At 68.5% G+C, this 18739-nt stretch carries 16 protein-coding genes; 5 read left to right on the plus strand and 11 right to left on the minus strand.

Annotation, left to right across the window (positions count from 1 at the left end; all coding sequences use genetic code 11):
* Positions 1–2 precede the first annotated feature (2 nt).
* Positions 3–1826 carry a long-chain fatty acid--CoA ligase gene (locus EPO52_RS14195; RefSeq protein WP_290807630.1) on the plus strand — a complete coding sequence of 608 codons (1824 nt, stop codon included), beginning with the start codon at positions 3–5 and terminating at the stop codon, positions 1824–1826.
* 73 nt (positions 1827–1899) lie between these two features.
* Here the strand turns inward: EPO52_RS14195 and EPO52_RS14200 are convergent, their stop codons facing one another.
* Together EPO52_RS14200 and EPO52_RS14205 are read right to left on the minus strand one after the other, a co-directional pair.
* Complete coding sequence (locus EPO52_RS14200) at positions 1900–2391, minus strand: peptide deformylase (RefSeq protein WP_290807632.1); 492 nt, start codon at positions 2389–2391, stop codon at positions 1900–1902.
* Between the two features lie 53 nt (positions 2392–2444).
* Positions 2445–5852 (minus strand): pyruvate carboxylase, encoded by a 3408-nt coding sequence (locus EPO52_RS14205; protein ID WP_290807634.1) that lies wholly within the window; start codon positions 5850–5852, stop codon positions 2445–2447.
* 75 nt (positions 5853–5927) lie between these two features.
* Between EPO52_RS14205 and EPO52_RS14210 the strand changes: the two genes are divergently transcribed.
* Positions 5928–6737 carry a ParA family protein gene (locus tag EPO52_RS14210; protein WP_290807636.1) on the plus strand — a complete coding sequence of 270 codons (810 nt, stop codon included), beginning with the start codon at positions 5928–5930 and terminating at the stop codon, positions 6735–6737.
* A 94-nt stretch (positions 6738–6831) separates the two neighbouring features.
* On the opposite strand, the gene EPO52_RS14215 is transcribed toward EPO52_RS14210, so the two are convergent.
* From EPO52_RS14215 to EPO52_RS14225, 3 genes are all read right to left on the minus strand, one after another.
* Positions 6832–7380 (minus strand): MerR family transcriptional regulator, encoded by a 549-nt coding sequence (locus EPO52_RS14215; RefSeq protein WP_290807638.1) that lies wholly within the window; start codon positions 7378–7380, stop codon positions 6832–6834.
* 168 nt (positions 7381–7548) lie between these two features.
* Complete coding sequence (locus EPO52_RS14220) at positions 7549–8259, minus strand: MerR family transcriptional regulator (protein ID WP_290807639.1); 711 nt, start codon at positions 8257–8259, stop codon at positions 7549–7551.
* Complete coding sequence (locus EPO52_RS14225; RefSeq protein WP_290807641.1) at positions 8259–8738, minus strand: FHA domain-containing protein; 480 nt, start codon at positions 8736–8738, stop codon at positions 8259–8261. Before EPO52_RS14225 ends, EPO52_RS14220 begins: the two co-directional genes overlap by 1 nt.
* Positions 8739–8836: 98 nt before the next feature.
* Here EPO52_RS14225 and EPO52_RS14230 point away from each other — a divergent pair, with 98 nt between their 5' ends.
* Positions 8837–9685 carry a DUF1295 domain-containing protein gene (locus tag EPO52_RS14230; RefSeq protein WP_290807644.1) on the plus strand — a complete coding sequence of 283 codons (849 nt, stop codon included), beginning with the start codon at positions 8837–8839 and terminating at the stop codon, positions 9683–9685.
* An 18-nt stretch (positions 9686–9703) separates the two neighbouring features.
* Here EPO52_RS14230 and EPO52_RS14235 read toward each other — a convergent pair whose 3' ends face one another.
* Positions 9704–10534, minus strand: a complete 831-nt coding sequence (locus EPO52_RS14235; RefSeq protein ID WP_290807646.1) for an aldo/keto reductase — start codon at positions 10532–10534, stop codon at positions 9704–9706.
* A 17-nt stretch (positions 10535–10551) separates the two neighbouring features.
* The gene (locus EPO52_RS14240; protein ID WP_290807647.1) at positions 10552–11004 is read right to left on the minus strand and encodes a pilus assembly protein CpaE; all 453 of its coding nucleotides are present in this window, start codon (positions 11002–11004) and stop codon (positions 10552–10554) included.
* 90 nt (positions 11005–11094) lie between these two features.
* Between EPO52_RS14240 and EPO52_RS14245 the strand changes: the two genes are divergently transcribed.
* On the plus strand, positions 11095–12192 hold the full coding sequence (locus EPO52_RS14245; protein ID WP_290807649.1) for an alpha/beta hydrolase: 1098 nt from the start codon (positions 11095–11097) through the stop codon (positions 12190–12192).
* Positions 12193–12203: 11 nt separating this feature from the next.
* On the opposite strand, the gene EPO52_RS14250 is transcribed toward EPO52_RS14245, so the two are convergent.
* The 3 genes from EPO52_RS14250 to EPO52_RS14260 form a co-directional block, all read right to left on the minus strand.
* Positions 12204–15245, minus strand: a complete 3042-nt coding sequence (locus EPO52_RS14250; RefSeq protein ID WP_290807651.1) for a helix-turn-helix transcriptional regulator — start codon at positions 15243–15245, stop codon at positions 12204–12206.
* Positions 15246–15247: 2 nt separating this feature from the next.
* Positions 15248–15430, minus strand: a complete 183-nt coding sequence (locus EPO52_RS14255; protein ID WP_290807653.1) for a hypothetical protein — start codon at positions 15428–15430, stop codon at positions 15248–15250.
* 143 nt (positions 15431–15573) lie between these two features.
* Positions 15574–16197, minus strand: coding sequence for a PadR family transcriptional regulator (locus EPO52_RS14260; RefSeq protein ID WP_290807655.1), 624 nt, complete (start codon positions 16195–16197; stop codon positions 15574–15576).
* Between the two features lie 130 nt (positions 16198–16327).
* Here EPO52_RS14260 and EPO52_RS14265 point away from each other — a divergent pair, with 130 nt between their 5' ends.
* Positions 16328–17284, plus strand: coding sequence for a Dyp-type peroxidase (locus EPO52_RS14265; RefSeq protein ID WP_290807657.1), 957 nt, complete (start codon positions 16328–16330; stop codon positions 17282–17284).
* On the opposite strand, the gene EPO52_RS14270 is transcribed toward EPO52_RS14265, so the two are convergent.
* Positions 17281–18663, minus strand: a complete 1383-nt coding sequence (locus EPO52_RS14270) for an NtaA/DmoA family FMN-dependent monooxygenase (RefSeq protein WP_290807660.1) — start codon at positions 18661–18663, stop codon at positions 17281–17283. The genes EPO52_RS14265 and EPO52_RS14270 overlap by 4 nt on opposite strands.
* Positions 18664–18739: the final 76 nt, after the last annotated feature.

Genomic DNA, 18739 nt, shown 5'->3' on the forward strand with positions numbered 1-18739 from the left:
CCGTGGACCAGTATTTCGTCCCTCCCGTCGTCACAGCCGACCCCGAGGCGAACGCCACCGACCTGCTCATCGAGCGGGTCAGACTCACCCCCGACAATCCCCTGTTCGCCGTCCCCGACGGCGACGGCTGGCGGGATGTGACCGCCGCCGAGTTCCTCACGCAGGTGAGGGCTGTGGCGAAGGGCCTGATCGCATCGGGCATCGAGCCCGGCGACAAGATCGGCCTCATGTGCAAGACCCGGTACGAGTGGACGTTGATCGACTTCGCCACCTGGTTCGCCGGTGCCGTTCTCGTGCCGATCTACGAGACCTCCTCCCCTGCGCAGGTGCAGTGGAACATGAGCGACTCCGGCGCCACCGCCGTCATCCTCGAGACCGCCGATCACTTCGCGCGCTTCGACGAGGTGCACGCCGACCTCCCCCTCGTCACCCGCGTGTGGCAGGTCGACCTCGGCGACCTCGACAAGCTGGCTGCGGCCGGTGGAGCGGTGTCCGACGAGGAGGTGGAGCGCCGCCGCTCGCTGGCCAAGGGCTCCGATCTCGCGACACTCATCTACACCTCGGGCACCATGGGCCGGCCGAAGGGCTGCATCCTCACGCACTCCAATTTCGTGGAGCTCTCGCGCAACGCCGCCGTCGTGATGAGCGACATCGTGAAGCCCGGCGCATCCACTCTGCTCTTCATCACGACCGCCCACGTGTTCGCCCGGTTCATCTCGATCCTGAGTGTGCACGGCGGTGTCAAGGTGGGCCACCAGGCCGACACGAAGCAGCTCCTGCCGGCGCTCGGCTCATTCAAGCCCACCTTCCTGCTGGCGGTGCCGCGAGTGTTCGAGAAGGTCTACAACTCCTCCGAGCAGAAGGCCGAGACCGGCGGCAAGGGCAAGATCTTCCGGAGTGCTGCCGCCGTCGCGGTGCAGCACTCCGAGGCCCTGGATGCGGGCAAGGTGCCGCTCGGGCTGCGCCTCAAGTTCGCCCTGTTCGACCGGCTCGTCTACTCCAAACTGCGCGCCGCCCTCGGGGGCAACGTTCAGTACGCCGTGTCGGGCTCTGCTCCGCTCGGTCATCGGCTCGGCCACTTCTACCGCAGCCTCGGCATCACCATCCTCGAGGGCTACGGGCTCACCGAGACCACGGCGCCCGCCACGGTCAACCTCACCGACAAGTTCAAGATCGGCACGGTCGGCCCTGCACTGCCGGGAGTGGGCCTCAAGATCGCGGCCGACGGCGAGATCCTCGTCTCCGGCATCAACGTGTTCGCGGGTTACTGGCAGAACGATGCGGCCACCGCCGAGGTGATGGACGGCGAGTGGTTCCACACCGGCGACATCGGCCAGCTCGACGACGAGGGCTTCCTCACCATCACGGGCCGCAAGAAGGAGATCATCGTCACGGCCGGGGGCAAGAACGTCGCTCCGGCAGCGCTCGAAGACCCCATCCGGTCGAACCCGCTCGTGGGTCAGGTCGTGGTGGTGGGCGACCAGAAGCCCTTCATCTCGGCCCTCATCACGCTCGACTCCGAGATGCTGCCGGTCTGGCTCGCCAACAACGGCCAGTCCGAGACGCTCACGGTGGCCGAGGCGGCCGAGAACCCGGCTGTCCTGGCCGAGATCCAGCGGGCCGTGGATGCCGCGAACGCGCTCGTGTCGCGCGCCGAATCGATCCGCAAGTTCGTGGTGCTCACCACCGACTTCACCGAGGCCTCAGGGCACCTCACACCGAAGCTCTCCATCAAGCGCAACGTCATCCTGAAAGATTTCGCGCCCGTGATCGAGGGCCTCTACTCGGCCGCTCCGGCAACCGAGGGCCAGTCCCTGGTGCACTGACCCTCCTGGCGACTCGCCAAAAATCGGCCTTATTCGTTCTGAATGGCCCGATTTTTGGCGAGTCGCGACGAGGTCAGAACCAGGTGGACTCGCGCACCTGCCGCATGGCCTCGCGGCGGGTGGGCTTGTCGAGACGGTCGAGGTAGAGCAGGCCGTCGAGGTGGTCGGTCTCGTGCTGCAGCGCCTGCGCCAGCACGCCCGTGCCCGACACCTCGACGGGATTGCCGTCGAGGTCGATGCCGGTGGCTCGGGCGAACGGATACCGGCTGGTCTTGAACCAGAGATCGGGCACCGAGAGGCACCCCTCGTCGATCAGCTCGGGCTCCCCCGACAGTTCGACGATGACGGGGTTGATGATGTAGCCCACCACGCCGTCGACGTTGTAGCTGAAGGCCCTGAGGTTCACCCCGATCTGCGACGCGGCGACCCCGGCCCTGCCCGGAACCCTGACGCTGTCGAGGAGGTCGTCGACGAGGCCCCGCACGCGCTCGTCGATCTCTCCGATCGGGTCGGACACGGTCTTCAGCACGGGGTCGCCGAACAGGCGGATCTCACGAACGGTCACAGCGGTGGTTCAACTACTCTCTGGTGTCTCACGGATGGGCGTGCGGGCGGCGTTCACGCGCCCGGCTCGATCACGACGATCAGGTCGCCGGCCTCGACCTGCTGGGTGGCGGGGATCGCGAGCCGGGTCACGGTTCCGGCGACGGGGGTGGTGATCGCCGCCTCCATCTTCATGGCCTCGATGGTGGCGACGGGCTGGCCGGCGGCGACGGATGCTCCCACCTCGACCTTCAGCGTCACCACACCCGAGAAGGGTGCCGCCACCTGGCCTGGTTTCGATGCATCCGCCTTCTCGGCCGTCTTCGTCTCGACCTTCACCGAGCGGTCGCGCACGTTCACCGGGCGCAGCTGGCCGTTGAGCGTGGTCATGACGGTTCGCTCGCCCTTCTCGTCGACCTCGCCGATGGCCTCGAGACCCACGAACAAGCGCACGCCCTTGTCGATCTCCACCACGTGCTCGGTACCGGGCTGGAGCCCGTAGAGGTAGTCGACGGTGTCGACCATCGAGAGGTCGCCGAACAGTTCGCGCAGCTGCTCGAACTGACGGGTGGGCGCGGGGAACAGCAGACGGTTGAGCGCGGCACGGCGGTCGAGCGAGCTGCGCGCCAGTGCCGTGCGGTCGTCGTCGGTGAGGGGGGTGACGCCGATCTTGATGTCTTTGCCCTCGAGCACCTTGGTGCGGAACGGCTCGGGCCATCCGCCGGGCAGCTCACCGAGCTCGCCGGCCATGAAGCCCACCACCGAGTCGGGGATGTCGTAGTTCTGCGGGTTCTCGGCGAAGTCGGCCGGGTCGGCCTTCACGGCCGCGAGATGCAGGGCGAGGTCGCCCACCACCTTCGACGACGGAGTGACCTTGGGGATGCGCCCGAGGATCTGGTTGGCGGCGGCGTAGAGATCTTCGATGCGTTCGAAGTCGTCGGCGAGGCCGAGGGCGATGGCCTGCTGGCGCAGGTTCGACAGCTGACCGCCCGGGATCTCGTGCCGGTAGACACGGCCGGTCGGGCCGGGCAGGCCCGACTCGAAGGGCCGGTACACCTGGCGCACGGCCTCCCAATAGGGCTCGAGGTCGCTCACCGCGGCCAGAGACAGGCCGGTGTCGCGCTCGGTATGCGCCATGGCGGCCACCAGGGCCGAGAGCGAGGGCTGGCTCGTGGTGCCCGACATGGGAGCGGATGCCACATCCACCGCGTCGGCTCCGGCCGCGCTCGCGGCGAGCAGCGTCGCGAGCTGGCCCCCGGCGGTGTCGTGCGTGTGCACGTGCACCGGCAGCTCGAACTCCTGCCGGAACGCGGCCACGAGCTTGGCCGCCGCCGCAGGCCGCAGCAGCCCCGCCATGTCTTTGATGGCGAGGATGTGTGCGCCGCTCGCCACGATCTGCTCGGCGAGCTTCAGGTAGTAGTCGAGCGTGTAGAGGTCTTCGGCGGGGTCGAGCAGGTCGCCGGTGTAGCACACGGCCACCTCGGCGATCGTGGTGCCGGTGGCCAGCACCGACTCGATGGCAGGGCGCATCTGCTCGACGTCGTTGAGGGCGTCGAAGATGCGGAAGATGTCGATACCGGATGCGGCGGCCTCCTGCACGAAGGCATCCGTCACCTCCGTGGGGTACGGCGTGTAGCCCACGGTGTTGCGGCCGCGGAGCAGCATCTGGATGGCCACGTTCGGCAGCGCCTCGCGGAGCGCGGAGAGCCGCTCCCACGGGTCTTCGCCGAGGAAGCGCAGCGCCACGTCGTAGGTGGCACCGCCCCAGGCCTCCACGCTCAGCAGCTCGGGCGTCATCCGGGCCACGTAGGGTGCGACCGTGACGAGATCACGGGTGCGCACACGGGTGGCGAGGAGCGACTGGTGGGCATCGCGCATCGTGGTCTCGGTGACCGCGAGCGGTGTCTGCGCGCGGAGGGCCGCGGCGAAACCGACCGGGCCGAGCTCGAGCAGGCGCTGCCGGGAGCCCGCCGGCGCCTCGTGGGAGAGATCGATTGCCGGCAGCTTGTCGATGGGGTCGACCGAGCCGACGCGGGCGCCGTTGGGCTGGTTGACCGTGACGTCCGAGAGCCAGTTGAGGATCTTCGTGCCACGGTCTTTCGACTGGTGCCCGTTCAGCAGCTGAGGGCGCTCCTCGATGAAGCTCGTGCTCAGGTCACCGGCCGCGAACGACGGGTCTTCGAGCACACCCTGAAGGAACGGGATGTTCGTGGAGACGCCCCGGATGCGGAACTCGGCCAGGGCGCGCCGGGCACGACGCACGGCGGCCGGGAAGTCGCGGCCACGGCAGGTCATCTTCGCCAGCATCGAGTCGAAGTGCGGCGAGATCTGCGCGCCCACATCGACGGTGCCGCCGTCGAGCCGCACGCCCGCGCCGCCCGGCGACCGGTACGCCGCGATCTTGCCCGTGTCGGGGCGGAAGCCCGCCGACGGGTCTTCCGTGGTGATGCGGCACTGCAGCGCCGCGCCGTGGAGCACGATGTCGGACTGCTTCAGACCCAGGTCGGCGAAGGTCACGCCCGACGCGATGAGCATCTGCGACTGCACGAGGTCGACATCCGTCACCTCCTCGGTGACCGTGTGCTCCACCTGGATGCGCGGGTTCATCTCGATGAAGACGTGCTGGCCCGCGCGGTCGCCCACCGTGTCGACGAGGAACTCGACCGTTCCCGCATTGACGTAGCCGATCGACCTGGCGAACTTGATGGCATCGGAGTGCAACGCGGCACGCAGCTCATCGGAGATGTTGGGGGCCGGGGCGATCTCCACGACCTTCTGGTTGCGACGCTGCACGGAGCAGTCGCGCTCGAACAGGTGGAAGGTCTCCCCCGCGCTGTCGGCCAGGATCTGCACCTCGATGTGCCGAGGCCGCAGCACGGCCTGCTCCAGGAACATGGTCGGGTCGCCGAACGCGCTGTCGGCCTCACGCATGGCCGCCTCGAGCGCACCGCGCAGTTCTTCGGGCGTCTCGACCCGGCGCATCCCGCGCCCGCCGCCGCCCGCGACCGCTTTGGCGAAGACCGGGAAGCCGATCCCGGCGGCCCCGGCGATGAGCTCTTCGATGTCGCGCGTGGCAGGAGTCGACTTCAGAACGGGCACGCCGGCGGCGATCGCATGCTCCTTCGCCGTGACCTTGTTGCCGGCCATTTCGAGCACGTGCTCACCCGGCCCAATGAACGTGATGCCGTTCTCCGCCGCGGCCTTCGCCAGCTCGGGATTCTCCGACAGGAACCCGTAACCCGGGTAGATGGCGTCGGCGCCACTCTCCAACGCGACACGGATGATCTCCGACACGTCGAGGTACGCGCGAACCGGATGGCCGACCTCACCGATCTGGTAGGCCTCATCCGCTTTCAGCCGATGCATCGAGTTGCGGTCTTCGTAGGGGAACACCGCAACGGTCTTCGCACCCAGCTCCACAGCGGCGCGGAACGCCCTGATCGCAATCTCGCCACGGTTGGCAACCAGAATCTTCGTGAACATCGAGACCTTTCGGTGGCATGCGCGCACAGCGAACAGTTAGGTTCTCTAAGCCTAGTGAAGGTAACGTTGTCGATTGTGCATGTACTCAGCGTCTCTTCCCTCAAGGGGGGTGTGGGCAAGACCACAGTGACGCTCGGGCTCGCTTCCGCCGCGTTCGCCAAGGGTCTTCGCACCCTCGTGGTCGATCTCGACCCCCAGTCCGATGTGTCGACCGGCATGGACATCCGTGTCGCCGGCCACCTCAACGTGGCCGATGTGCTGGCCTCTCCGAAGGAGAAGGTGGTTCGCGCCGCCATCGCGCCCTCGGGGTGGACGAAAGACCGCGGCGGCAAGATCGATGTGCTCATCGGATCGCCTTCGGCCCTGAACTTCGACGGGCCGCACCCGTCGATCCGCGACATCTGGAAGCTCGAAGAGGCGCTCGCCACGGTCGAGAACGAGTACGACCTCGTGCTCATCGACTGTGCTCCGTCGCTGAATGCGCTCACCCGAACAGCGTGGGCCGCATCCGACCGCGTCTCCGTCGTCACCGAGCCCGGGCTCTTCTCCGTCGCCGCCGCCGACCGCGCGCTGCGTGCGATCGAGGAGATCCGTCGTGGTCTCAGCCCCCGCCTCCAGCCGCTCGGCATCATCGTGAACCGCGTGCGGTCGCAGTCGCTCGAGCACCAGTTCCGCATCAAGGAGCTGCGTGACATGTTCGGGCCGCTCGTGCTCTCTCCCCAGCTCCCCGAGCGCACCTCGCTCCAGCAGGCCCAGGGCGCCGCAAAGCCGCTCCACGTCTGGCCGGGCGAGGGAGCCCAGGAGATGGCCCGCAACTTCGACCTCCTCCTGGAGCGCGTGATGCGCACAGGCCGCGTCGGCGAATACGCCGACCTGAAGGCCTGACCCTCTTCGCGAGTCGCCAAAAAACGCCCTAAACCGAAGGTTTTAGGGCGTTTTTTGGCGACTCGCGAGGAGTGGGGCGGCGCGGAGGATGCGCTCAGACGGCCTTGCGGGTGGCGCGGCGGGCGGCGAGCTCGTCGGCCGGGTCGGCCACCGTGCTGTCGATGTCGACGAGGCTGTTCTCGACCTCACGGAGCACCTTGCCCACGGCGATGCCGAACACGCCCTGGCCGCGGCTGACAAGGTCGATGACCTCGTCGTTGGAGGTGCAGAGGTAGACGCTCGCGCCGTCTGACATGAGAGTGGTCTGCGCCAGGTCGTTGATGCCTGCTTCACGGAGCTGGTTGATGGCCGTGCGGATCTGCTGCAGGGAGATGCCGGTGTCGAGCAGCCGCTTCACGAGCTTCAGCACGAGGATGTCGCGGAAGCCGTAGAGACGCTGCGAGCCGGACCCTGCTGCACCGCGCACGGTGGGCTCGACGAGCGCGGTTCGCGCCCAGTAGTCGAGCTGGCGGTAGGTGATGCCTGCAGCTCGAGCCGCAACGGCACCGCGGTAGCCGGCCGACTGGTCGAGGTCGGGCAGACCGTCGGTGAAGAGAAGTCCGAGATCGTAGCGAGAATCGTCGTTCTGGCTTAGCTCGCTCATCAGGGCCTTCCGTCATTCGGGCAGCCGGAGCATCCGGAGCCGTCTTGTGCTTCCTCCACGGTAGCGATGCCGACCGCCCGGAGCAACGACATCACGACTTCGCCATCGGCGTGTCGCGGCATCGGTGCCAATCGTTACCGGCCGCACCGCCCGGCGTTGCACCCGACACTAGGGAGCGATACGAGACAGCGCCGAGCGGATGAGGCTCGAGCGCACCACTTCGAGCTGACCCGCGATCTCCATCGCCATCTCGGCGACCTTGGCACGACTCGACGGGTCTCGGCGACGCGCCACCGGCATCAGCGCGCTCTCGATGAGACCGAGTTCGCGCTCCGTGGCCTGCCGGAAACCGCGCAGGTGACGTGGCTCGATGCCGCTTCGCTGCAGTTCGACGAGCGCCCTGAGCACCACGAGTGAGTCTTCGCCGTAGGCGTCTGCCGGCGCGAGCACGCCCGCGGTGAACGCATCCTGGACCAGCATGGGCGACGCGCCCGACTCGCGGGTGAGGTCGTCACGGCTGAGCCGGCGGCCGGTCTGCAGGATGGATGCCCCGCCCGGCAACGCCGCACCGGGCATCGGCGGGTTGAGACCCGCGTCGACGTCGGCCAAATAGTCTTTGATGACGGCGAGCGGCAGGTAGCAGTCGCGCTGCATCGTGAGGATGAGGCGGAGTCGGCTCAGATCGTTCTGCGAGAACTTGCGGTAGCCCGATTGCGTGCGCGCCGGATGAACAAGCCCGCGCTCCTCGAGAAAGCGCAGCTTCGACGGCGTGAGGTCGGGGAAGTCGGGAGTGAGCTTTGCCAGCACCTGGCCGATACCGAGAAGAGAGGCCGGCGCCGACTGAGCTGACGCGGAGGACGAGGATGCTGCGGACGCCACTACTGACCCGCGGCGGTGACCACGTCGATGCGTGATGGGTAGAACGTGAGGCGGAACTTGCCGATCTGCACCTCGGCGCCGTCGTCGAGGAGCGCCTCCTCGACGCGAACGCCACCGACGTAGGTGCCGTTCAGCGAGCCGAGGTCGCGCACCACGAACGAGTGGCCGTGCCGCACGAACTCCGCGTGGCGGCGTGAGACGGTGACGTCGTCGAGGAAGATGTCGGCGTTGGGGTGACGACCGGCGGTGGTGACCGAGGTGTCGAGCAGGAAGCGGGCACCCGAATTCGGGCCGCGGCGCACGATGAGAAGGGCTGAGCCCGACGGGAGCGCGGCGATGGATTCGAGCTCCTCGCCGGTGACGCCGCCCTCCAGCGCCGCGAGCTGCGCGGCGAACTCGCCGGTGAGCGAGAGCGTCGTGTCTGTCGGGGTGGGGACAGGGATACTCGTGGTGTGATCGGTGTTCGCGTCGTTCGTCATCCAGCTGCCCTCCTTGCTGCGTCCAGCGTAGCCGATCCGGCACCCCGCTCGACCGCCAATTCCCTCCGGATGCGCTGGTAGCTGGCTACACTCGGCTCATGGTTCCCGTGATCGTGTCGCTCTGGGTGCTCGCAGCCGTCTGCCTGGTCGTGTGGGTACTGTCGCTCGCCACCAAGGAGTACTCCTGGGTCGACCGCATCTGGTCGGTGATCCCGGTGGTGTACGTGTGGATCTTCGCCGCGGCAGCCGGTCTCGCCGACCTGCGGCTCGATCTCCTGGCCGTGGTGGTCACCCTGTGGGGCGCCCGGCTCACGTTCAACTTCGCCCGCAAGGGCGGGTATGCGCCCGGCGGTGAGGACTACCGCTGGGCCATCCTGCGCACGCGGATGTCGCCCTGGCAGTTCCAGCTCTTCAATCTGTTCTTCATCACGATCTACCAGAACCTCATCCTGTTCCTCATCGCGATGCCCGCGCTGATGGCGTATGAGAACCGCACGACGCCGTTCGGAGTTCTCGACGGCGTGCTGTTCGCCGTCTTCCTCGCTCTGCTGGTGGGTGAGACGGTGGCCGATCAGCAGCAGTGGAACTTCCACCAGTGGAAGAAGGCGGAGACCGCCGCGGGGCGGCAGCCGCATCCGCGGTTCCTCCAGACCGGGCTGTTCCGCCTGTCACGGCACCCGAACTTCTTCTTCGAGCAGGCACAGTGGTGGGTGGTGTTCTTCATCGGCGCGGTGGCGGCCGGCACGGTGCTGCAGTGGACCGTTGCAGGCGCCGCGTTGCTCACTCTGCTGTTCATCGGCTCGACCGTCTTCACCGAGAGCATCTCGCTCAGCCGGTATCCGGAGTACGCCGCGTACAAGAAGAGGACGTCCGCACTCATCCCCTGGTTCCCCGGAAAGGGGAACGCGGAGACGGGCACGGACGCCCCGGTCTCGGTGAACCCCTGAGCGGGGCTCACGCCGTCATCAGTTCACGCTGAGCGGGTGGCTTCCGTTGCGGCCGTCTTCGCCCCGGTCGAGGGTGGCGATCGTGGCGAGCTCGGCCGACGACAGCTCGAAGTCGAGGATGTCGAAGTTCTCGGCCATCCGCTCCTTGTTGTTGCTCTTCGGAATGACGATGTTGCCGATCTGGAGGTGCCAGCGCAGGATCGTCTGCGGCACCGACTTGCCGTGGGCGGCCGCGATGGCGGCGAGCTCCTCGGAGTCGTTGATCTTGCCCTGGCCGAGCGGGCCCCAGGCTTCGATGGCGATGCCGTGCTCGCCGGCGAATGCCCGCAGTTCGGCCTGCTGGAAGTCGACGTGGAGCTCGACCTGGTTCACGGCCGGCACCACGCCGGTCTCGGCGATGATCCGCTCGAGGTGGTCGACGGTGAAGTTCGAGACACCGATCGAGCGCGCCTTGCCCGACTCCTGGATCGTGGCGAGAGCACGCCACGCATCGACGTAGCTGTCGCGCTCGGGCGAAGGCCAGTGGATCAGGTAGAGGTCGACGTAGTCGGTGCCCAGGCGGGCGAGGCTCTTGTCGATGGCGGTGGCCGCATCGGCCTGGTCGTCGTTCCAGAGCTTGGTGGTGATGAAGAGGTCGTCGCGGGCGATGCCCGATTCCTTCACGGCGTGGCCGACGCCCTCTTCGTTGTGGTAGATCTTCGCCGTGTCGAGGTGGCGGTAGCCCACGTCGAGGGCGTCGCGCACGATGCGGTTGGTCTTGTCGGGGTCGACCTTGAAGACCCCGAAGCCGAGCTGGGGGATCTCGAGTCCATCGGAGAGGGTGACGAGAGGCACTGCATTTTCAGTCATGCATCCAGCCTATTCGGCTATCCCGGGTCATCGGCATCGCTGACGAGACTCTGCACGATGAGGTCGAGCACCGCCTCGCCATAGGCGTCTTCTGCGGTGGACGCCTCGTAGCTGCGCTCCTGCCCCCGGATGACGGCGGTCACGACATGGAGCGGCTCGCCTTCGAGGTGCTCCCGCTGCAGCGAGCGGAATCCGTCGCGCAGCACACCGCGCAACTGGTCTTCCCGGGGCAGCCAGAGGGCGTCGCTCACATCGACCGAGTCGAGCGCCCACTCGGTGGTGCCGTTGAACCCGATGAGCTGGCCGCCGGGGTGGTCGTGCACCTCCACGGTCATCTCGCTGACGGTGAAGACCTCGCCCGCGTCCTGCTCCGGGCCGTCGACGGTCTCCACCACGAACCTGTCGCCGGATCGCGGATGCCAGCGCAGACCGGCGGTGCGCAGGGCACGGGCGAGCTCGATGGAGATCATCTGCCCATCATCCCAGCGTTCGCCCTCCTCCCCCTGTGGATCTGCGCGTTCCCGACCAATCCGGCAGCACACCCGCTCCGAAGAGCCCCTATGACCCGAGTTGTGAGGGTGGGACACGAGGCCGACGGGTACGCCCCTTTCGATCTCGTACCCGACCCCGCGCGGTTCGGGCTCGACACGACGCGGGTCGCGACCGCTCTCGGCGACGTCGTGGTGCGCTCGTCGCTGCGACGCACCGGCACCGCCGCCCTCATCATGCTGCACGGCGCCGCTGGATCCTGGACGACCTGGACGCCGCTCCTGGCCGCCGCCGAGCTCCGGGGCCGGCCGCTGACCGATATGGTGGCGATCGACCTCCCGGGTTGGGGCGATTCGCCCTTCCCGGAATCCGGTCGCGATCGTGGCGTCGATGCCTACGCCCGCGCCGTGGCAGAGGTCGCACGGGTACTCGGATATGCCGAGTGGTCCGTGGTCGGACACTCGCTCGGCGGGTTCATCGCTCTGCATCTCGCCGCGATCGAGCCCCGCGCCACACGCGGCGTCGTGCTCGTGTCGGCCACGACGTTCTCCGTGATGCGGGCTGCAGCGCACCCGGTAGCCGGGGTGCGGCGGATGCCCGCGTTCGTGGGGCTGCTGGCGGTGATGCGGGCTTTCGCGCCTGGCCGAGGCGCCGCATCCGCTGTGCTCCGCGGGCTTCGCGAGATCGGGCTTCTTCGCCGGGTGATGGCCCCCCTCTTCGCCCGGCCGAGTCGGGTGCCGGCCGGAGTGCTGTCGGCCCTGGCCGACGAGATCAGGCCGCGCTCGTTCTGCGCGGCGAGTGAGGAGGCGGCGCGCTATCGGCCCGAGCAGCACTGGGGGCGCATCCGCTGCCGGGTGACCTCGTTGCGCGGGGCGCACGACGTGTTCGTGCGCCCGAGCGACGACGACGGGCTGCGGGCGCTGGTGACGCACACCGACCTCCAGGCTCTGGATACCGCCGGGCATTTCGCTCACATCGAGGTGCCGGATGCGGTGCTCGACGCGGTGGAAGACGTCGCGCGGCCGGCGTCGAAGCGCCGTGCAGGGGCGGAGGCAGGGGCAGAGGCAGGGGCAGGGGCAGGGGCAGGCGCGGAGGCAGGGGCAGAGGCAGAGGCTCTCCCGCAGGGTGACCGGCCACACAGCGGGGCGCCACGCGACCCCGCGGGCTGACCACCGGTCGGTCAGTGGTCGACGGCGCCGATCGATCCGAACGACCGGGCGAGGAACGCCGCCTCGGTGCGGGTCGTGGTGTTCGTCTTGCGCAGGATGTTGGACACGTGCACGCTCGCGGTCTTGACGCTGATGAAGAGCCGCTCGGAGATCTGCCGATTGCTCAGCCCCTGCGCGAGGAGGCTGAGAACCTGACGCTCGCGATCGGTCAATTCGTCTTCGACGCTGCGCACTGCGGGGGGTTCGGCGGCTGAGCCGCCCGCCGAAGCGGATCGCGAGCCCGAGACCTTCACCAGGCCGATCCGGCGCTCGAGGTCGTCGATTCGGGCGGTGAGCAGAGCGAACCCGATCGCGTCGGCGGCCCGGCGCGCTTCGTGGGCGATGCGATGCGCTTCGGCGCGGTCGCCCGTGACCGCTCGTGCCTCTGCCTCGCGGAAGAGCGAGTAGGGCGCGAGGTGGGCGGGCGCCGCGAACTGCGCGCAGGACTCGACCGCCGCGGCCCACAGCGCGGGGTCGGTACCGGTGCGGTCGGGCCCGCCGAGTTCGGCGTCGATCACGGCGAGATAGGCCGTGGAGGTGGGCCAGAAGGCGATCTCGGCGGCGGCTGCTCGAAGCCGCCGCTCGATTCGGTCGAGCACATCGAGGTCGGTGGCCTCTTTGTCGCGGGCATCCACCGCCGAGGCGTGATCAGCATGACTCGAGTCGGCGGAGCGCGGGTGGCTCGCCGACGTGTCGTCGAGCGCGATGCCGGATGCACGGGCGCAGCCGAGCACCCGCGCCGCGGTGGCGAGCAGGGGCAGGTCGTAGGCGGGGAAGAGACGGTGTTCGGCGGCGAAGACGATGCGCACCTCAGCCCAGGCCTCTCGCAGATGGTCGCCGGCGAGTGCGATCTCCCCCGCCACGGCCGCAAGGCCGAGCCGCGACTGGGCGTCGATGCGCCGCTGGCGGCTGAGCTCCGAACGCCAGCCCCGCAGCATCCGCTCGGCCGCAGCGAGATCGCCGGAGCGCAGGGTGGAGTGCAGCTTCAGCCGCTGCAAGTGCGCGCTGAAGCCGATCGGCGGGTCGAGGTCGAGGGCCCGGTCGAGCAGCTCATCGGCTCGTGCGGTGTGGCCCAGGGCGGCCAGCGGGGCGATGACGTTCGAGAGCAGCATCGCACCCGAGGTGCGCTCCACCCCGAGCAGCCGCGCCCTCTCGGCACCCGCCTCCGCCACCTCCACCGCCTCGGCGAAACGGCCGAGCAGGTAGAGGGCGTCGGACTCGTTCACGAGGAACCGGAGACGCGCCGAGTCGTTGCCGACCGCAAGCTCGCCCGCCAGCGCGAGGTCGGCGAGGCCGCCCTCGATGTCGCCGGTGTTCAGCCGCGACAGTCCACGGATGTTCGCCGCCACCGACATGCGGGCCCGGGACTCCACGTGCTGGGCCTCGTCGAAGGCCGCATCTGCGGTGTCGATGGCCTCGCCGAAGAGCGCGTCGAGCATGAGCCGCGCCGCGAGTTCGCCCAGCACGTTGGCCCGGAGCACGCTCCGCGGGTGACCCTCGAGAACACCGAGCGCCTCGCGGAGCAGATCGATCGAGCCCGTGTACCCCACGTTGGCGAAGAAGGAGGCCTTGTCGCGCAGCATGCGGGCGAAGAGCTCGGGATGTTCCGCCGCCGACGAGCAGGCGATGGCCTCGTCGATCAGGGCGATCGCCCTCTCGCTCTCACCCGCATTGCGCAGGATGTAGGAGGTCTCGGCCAGCAGCTCGACCCGGGTTCGCGACGCGAGGCCCTCCGCATCCGGAACCTGCTCCCAGAGCTCGAGGGCGCGCTCGCCCATGCGCGCCGCCGTCGCGTTGGCGAACGAGGCGCGGGCCTCGGCCATGGCGGCGAGCGAGGCGGTGAAGGCCGCCGTGAGGTTGTGCGCCGCCATCCAGTGGTAGGAGATGGCCGTGGCATCGGCGCCGCGGTGCTCGAGAGCCTGCGCGTAGCGGGTGTGGAAGCGCATCCGCTCCCCTGGCAGCAGCTCGTCGTGGACAGCCTCCCGCACGAGCGCGTGCCGGAAGGAGTAGGCGGTGTCGTCGACCACGAGAACGCGCGCCGCCACCGCCTCCCGCGCCGCCTCGTCGATCTCGCCGGGCGAGGAGTCGCCGACATCCGCGAGCAGTTCGTGCTCGACGCGGGCTCCCCCGGCAGCGATGAGCCTCAGGATGCGCTGCGCCGCGTCACCCAGGTTGTCGTAGCGGGCGAGGAGCAGCTCGCGCAGGGTGTCGGGCAGTGCCTCGGCCGACAGCACCTCGCACCCCACGATCTCCTCGATGAAGAACGGCACGCCGTCGGTGCGCTGCACCACCAGGTCGAGGTCGGCTTTGTCGAGCGGGGCTCCGGTGATGCTGGTGGTGAGCTGTCGCACCTGCTTGCGGTTGAGGCGTGCGAGCTCGAGGCGCGACGATCGGCGGTTGCGGTCGAGTTCGGTCATCCAGCCGCGCAGGGCGTGACCGCGGCCGATCTCGTCGCTGCGGTAAGTGAGCACCACGAGGATGCGCGCGTCTTCGAGCATGCGCAGAAGAAAGCGCAGCAGCCCCAGGGTGGCCTGATCGGCCCAGTGCAGGTCTTCGATCACGATGACGAGCGGTTGATCGCGGGCGATCACCTCGAGAGCGGTTGCGACGGCGTCGAAGAGCTGGTCAGGACCGCCCCTGCCGGCCGGGACCCCCGCAACCGAGGGTGCGGCCCCTTCGTTCAGCTCGGGCAGCAGGATGGCCAGGGACTCCCGCGCCGGCCCGGCCGCGTCGAGCATCGTGTCAGCTCCCACCGCCGCGAGCAGGCCTCGCAGTGCCGAGACGAGGGGCGCATAAGGCGGCGCGTCGCGATCGAGGTCGACGCACTGACCGCGCAGCACCACCACGTCGGCGGGCACCCCGGCGAGGAATTCGCCGACGAGCCGCGTCTTGCCGATCCCGGCCTCGCCGCCCACGACGACGACACGCGTGGAACCGGCGCCGGATCGGCCGAGGGCGTCGAGCAGCGTCTCGAGCTCGCTCTCGCGGCCGATGAGCGCCGTACTCGTCTCCATGGTTACATCGTGCCACCCGCTGCCGACACCCGTCGGAGCCAGCGCACCAGCCGCGTCGAGACGGTCTCGGGCGTGACCTGCTGGGCGAGGCGCTCCTCGACCACGCGCCGGTGCTCGAGTTCCTGCGCGAACCGTTCCTCCTCCGCCTCGTGCAGCCAGAGGAAGTTGTATTCGGTGATCATCATGGTGTCTGCCCTTCTCGATGTCTCGAGATTCCTCGCTGAGGTGGGGGCAGGACATCAGGAGGATGCCCTATCTCTGCCCGGGCACGACGAAGGCGGGGCGGACCGATCACTCGGTCCGCCCCGCGGATGTCACCCTTCCGACGTCAGTCGGCGAGGATGAGGTAGAGCGCGCGCCGCGCCTCGTCGAGCTTCTCGACAGCCTGCGTGCGCTGCTCGTCGGTGGCCGCGAAGCGGAACTGCTGCACGACTCCCATGAGCTTGCCGAGGCTCTCCTGGAACTCACTGTCAGCGGCGGAGCGGCCGGCCGTGGCCTTCCAGGCCGCAGCGAGCTCGTCGGCGTGCTCGGCCACATAGGCCGTGCCCGACTCGGTGAGCTCGAACTCGGTGCGTCGACCATCTCCGGTGGAGACGATCAGCTCCTCGTCGACCAGCTGCTGGAGGGTGGGGTACACCGAGCCGGGGCTCGGGCGCCACACTCCCCCGCTCTTCTCCGCGATCGCCTTGATCAGGCCGTAGCCGTTCGAGGGCGCCTCGGCGAGGAGCGAGAGGATGGCCGAGCGCACGTCACCGCGGCTCGCGCGCTGCGGACCACGCGGGCCGAAGCCGGGGCCGAAGCCGCCGAATCCGGGACCGCCGGGGCCGAAGCCCCGACCGCGACCGCCGTCGTGGCCGTGCGGACCACGCTGCCAGGAGCTGCGGTCGGGATGGATGCGACCCTGACGAGGGTCGTGGTCGTGATGACTGGTTTCGTTGTGAATGCGTCGCATGATGCATCCGCCTTTCTGTTCTGAAATCTGAGTGTCGCGATCGTTTCGCGATGTGTTAAAGATATATCGCTTAAATCGTCTTGTCAAGTCACCGATATATCGCTTCTTTTCACGGTCTTAGAATCGCACCATGCACGAAGAGCCCTGGGACCGCACTCCGATCGAGCCGCAGAGCGTCGACGCGCCGCTCTCCACGGCCGCCGTCTTCCTCGTCGTCACCATCGCCGACGGCGACGACGCCGCAGATCGGGCCCGCGAGGTCGTCTCCGACATCGGGTCGCTCGTGCGCGCGGTGGGCTTCCGCGATCTCAACGCCCACCTCTCCTGCAACGTCGGCATCGGCTCGGACGCCTGGGACCGCTTCGGCCAGGCCGAACGCCCTGCCCAGCTGCGCCCCTTCTTCGAGGTGCGCGGGCCGGTGCACACCGCGCCGTCGACTCCGGGCGACCTGCTGTTCCACATCCGCGCCGAACGGCCCGACCTCTGCTTCGAGCTCGAGCGGCTGCTGCTCGACAAGCTCGGCGACAGCGTCACCGTGGCCGACGAGGTGCACGGTTTCCGCTACCTCGATTCCCGCGACCTGCTCGGCTTCGTCGACGGCACCGAGAACCCCACCGGCGCCTCGATGTCCCGCGCGGCCCTCGTGGGCGAGGAGGATGCGGCATTCTCCGGCGGCAGCTACGTGGTGGTTCAGAAGTACCTGCACGACCTCACCGCGTGGAGTGCGATCCCCACCGAGCTGCAGGAGAAGATCATCGGCCGCACCAAGTTCGACAACGTCGAGCTCGAGGAGCAGCCGGGCGAGCGCAAGTCGCACAAGTCGCTCAACACCATCACCGACGCGAACGGGGTGGAGCACGACATCCTCCGTGACAACATGCCGTTCGGCCGGCCCGGGCAGGCCGAGTTCGGCACCTACTTCATCGGCTACGCACGCGAGCTCTGGGTGATCGAGGAGATGCTGCGGCACATGTTCGTGGGCGACCCCGTGGGGTCGTACGACCGCATCCTGGATGTCTCCACCGCCGTCACCGGCTCGACCTACTTCGTGCCCTCGAACGACGTGCTCGAGGGCCTCGGAGATTAGGCCTCCTTCTCCCGTCCCGCGCGGAATCCCCATCCGCGGTGAGTGGCCGGGAGATGCGCGTCACCATCGGGGAAGAGACGTTCGCGCAGCGTCGCTCCGGAGTACTCGCTGCGGGCGAGCCCTCGCTCGCGCAGTACGGGCAGCAGCAGCTCGATCAGATCGTCGTACGTCTCGGGCGTCATATGCGGCTGGATGAGGAAGCCGTCGACACCCGTCTGCTCCACGAACTCCTGCAGCTGGTCGGCCACCTCGCCCGGATCGCCCACGAAGACGCTGCCGTTGATGCCCGTGCGCCGGAAGTTCTCGAGGATGTCGCGCACCAGCGGGGCCGGCTTGCCGTCCTTGCCGAGATAGCGTTCGAGGTTCGACTGGCCCATCTCGGTTCTCGTCTGCGCGATCGGTTTATCGGGGTCGAGGGCGAGCAGATCGATGCCCGTGTTGCCCGCATAGATGGCGGCAGCGCCCTCCGGCGTCGACATCGCGAGCATCTCGGCGTGCTTCGCCCAGGCCTCCTCGCTCGTGGGGGCTGTGATGAACAGCGCGCCCACCATGATCGTGATCGAGTCGGCGGGCCGCCCCTCCGCCTCGGCGCTCTCGCGGATGCCGCGCACGTTCGCGGCGACGGTGGCGGGCTCTCCCCCGCCCACGAAGACCGCCTCGGCATTGCGGCCGGCGAACTGCCGACCACGACCGGATGCCCCCGCCTGCACGAGCAGCGGTGTGCGCTGCGGCGACGGCGGCATGCTCATGACGCCGTCGGTGCGGAAGTAGGGGCCGTGGTGGTGCACGATGCGCACCTTGCCCGGCTCGGCGTAGACGCCTCGCTCCTTGTCGAGAACGAGAGCATCGTCGTCCCACGAGCCCTCCCACAGGGTGAGATTCACGTCGAGATAGTCGTCGGCCATGTCGTACCGGAGGTCGTGGCCGATGAGTTCCTTGCCCATGAGCGCGGCCGCGGTCGCTCCTGAGGATCCGGTGACGATGTTCCAGCCGATCCGGCCGTCGGTGAAGTGGTCGAGGGTCGTGAAGCGACGGGCGTTCGCTGCGGGGGGCTCCACCGTGGTGGAGGCCGTCACGATGAAGCCGAGGTTCGTCGTCGCGGCGGCCAGTGCGCTGATGACGGGCATCGGGTCGCCCTGCGGGATGCCGCGCCCCTCCCGAACCGAGGCCTCGATCAGCTCACCGTCGAGGGCAGGGAAGCCGTAGCTGTCGGCGAGGAAGAGGAAATCGAGCTTGGCCTCCTCGAACCGCTTGGCGAGAGCCGTCCAATGGCTCAGCTTGGTGAAGTCCGACGAGGTGTCGCGCGGGTTCTGCCACGCCGACCCCACGGTGCCGTTCGGGCCGATGTACTGGAAGATGCCGAGCACGAGTGGTTTCATGCCATATTTATCTCATAAATATTTTGCGGCCCGATTTCGGGCCGTTACGAACACGTGAACAGAGTCAGGGAGGCCG

It is taken from the genome of Herbiconiux sp., assembly GCF_004297105.1.
Classification (GTDB): Bacteria; Actinomycetota; Actinomycetes; order Actinomycetales; family Microbacteriaceae; genus Herbiconiux.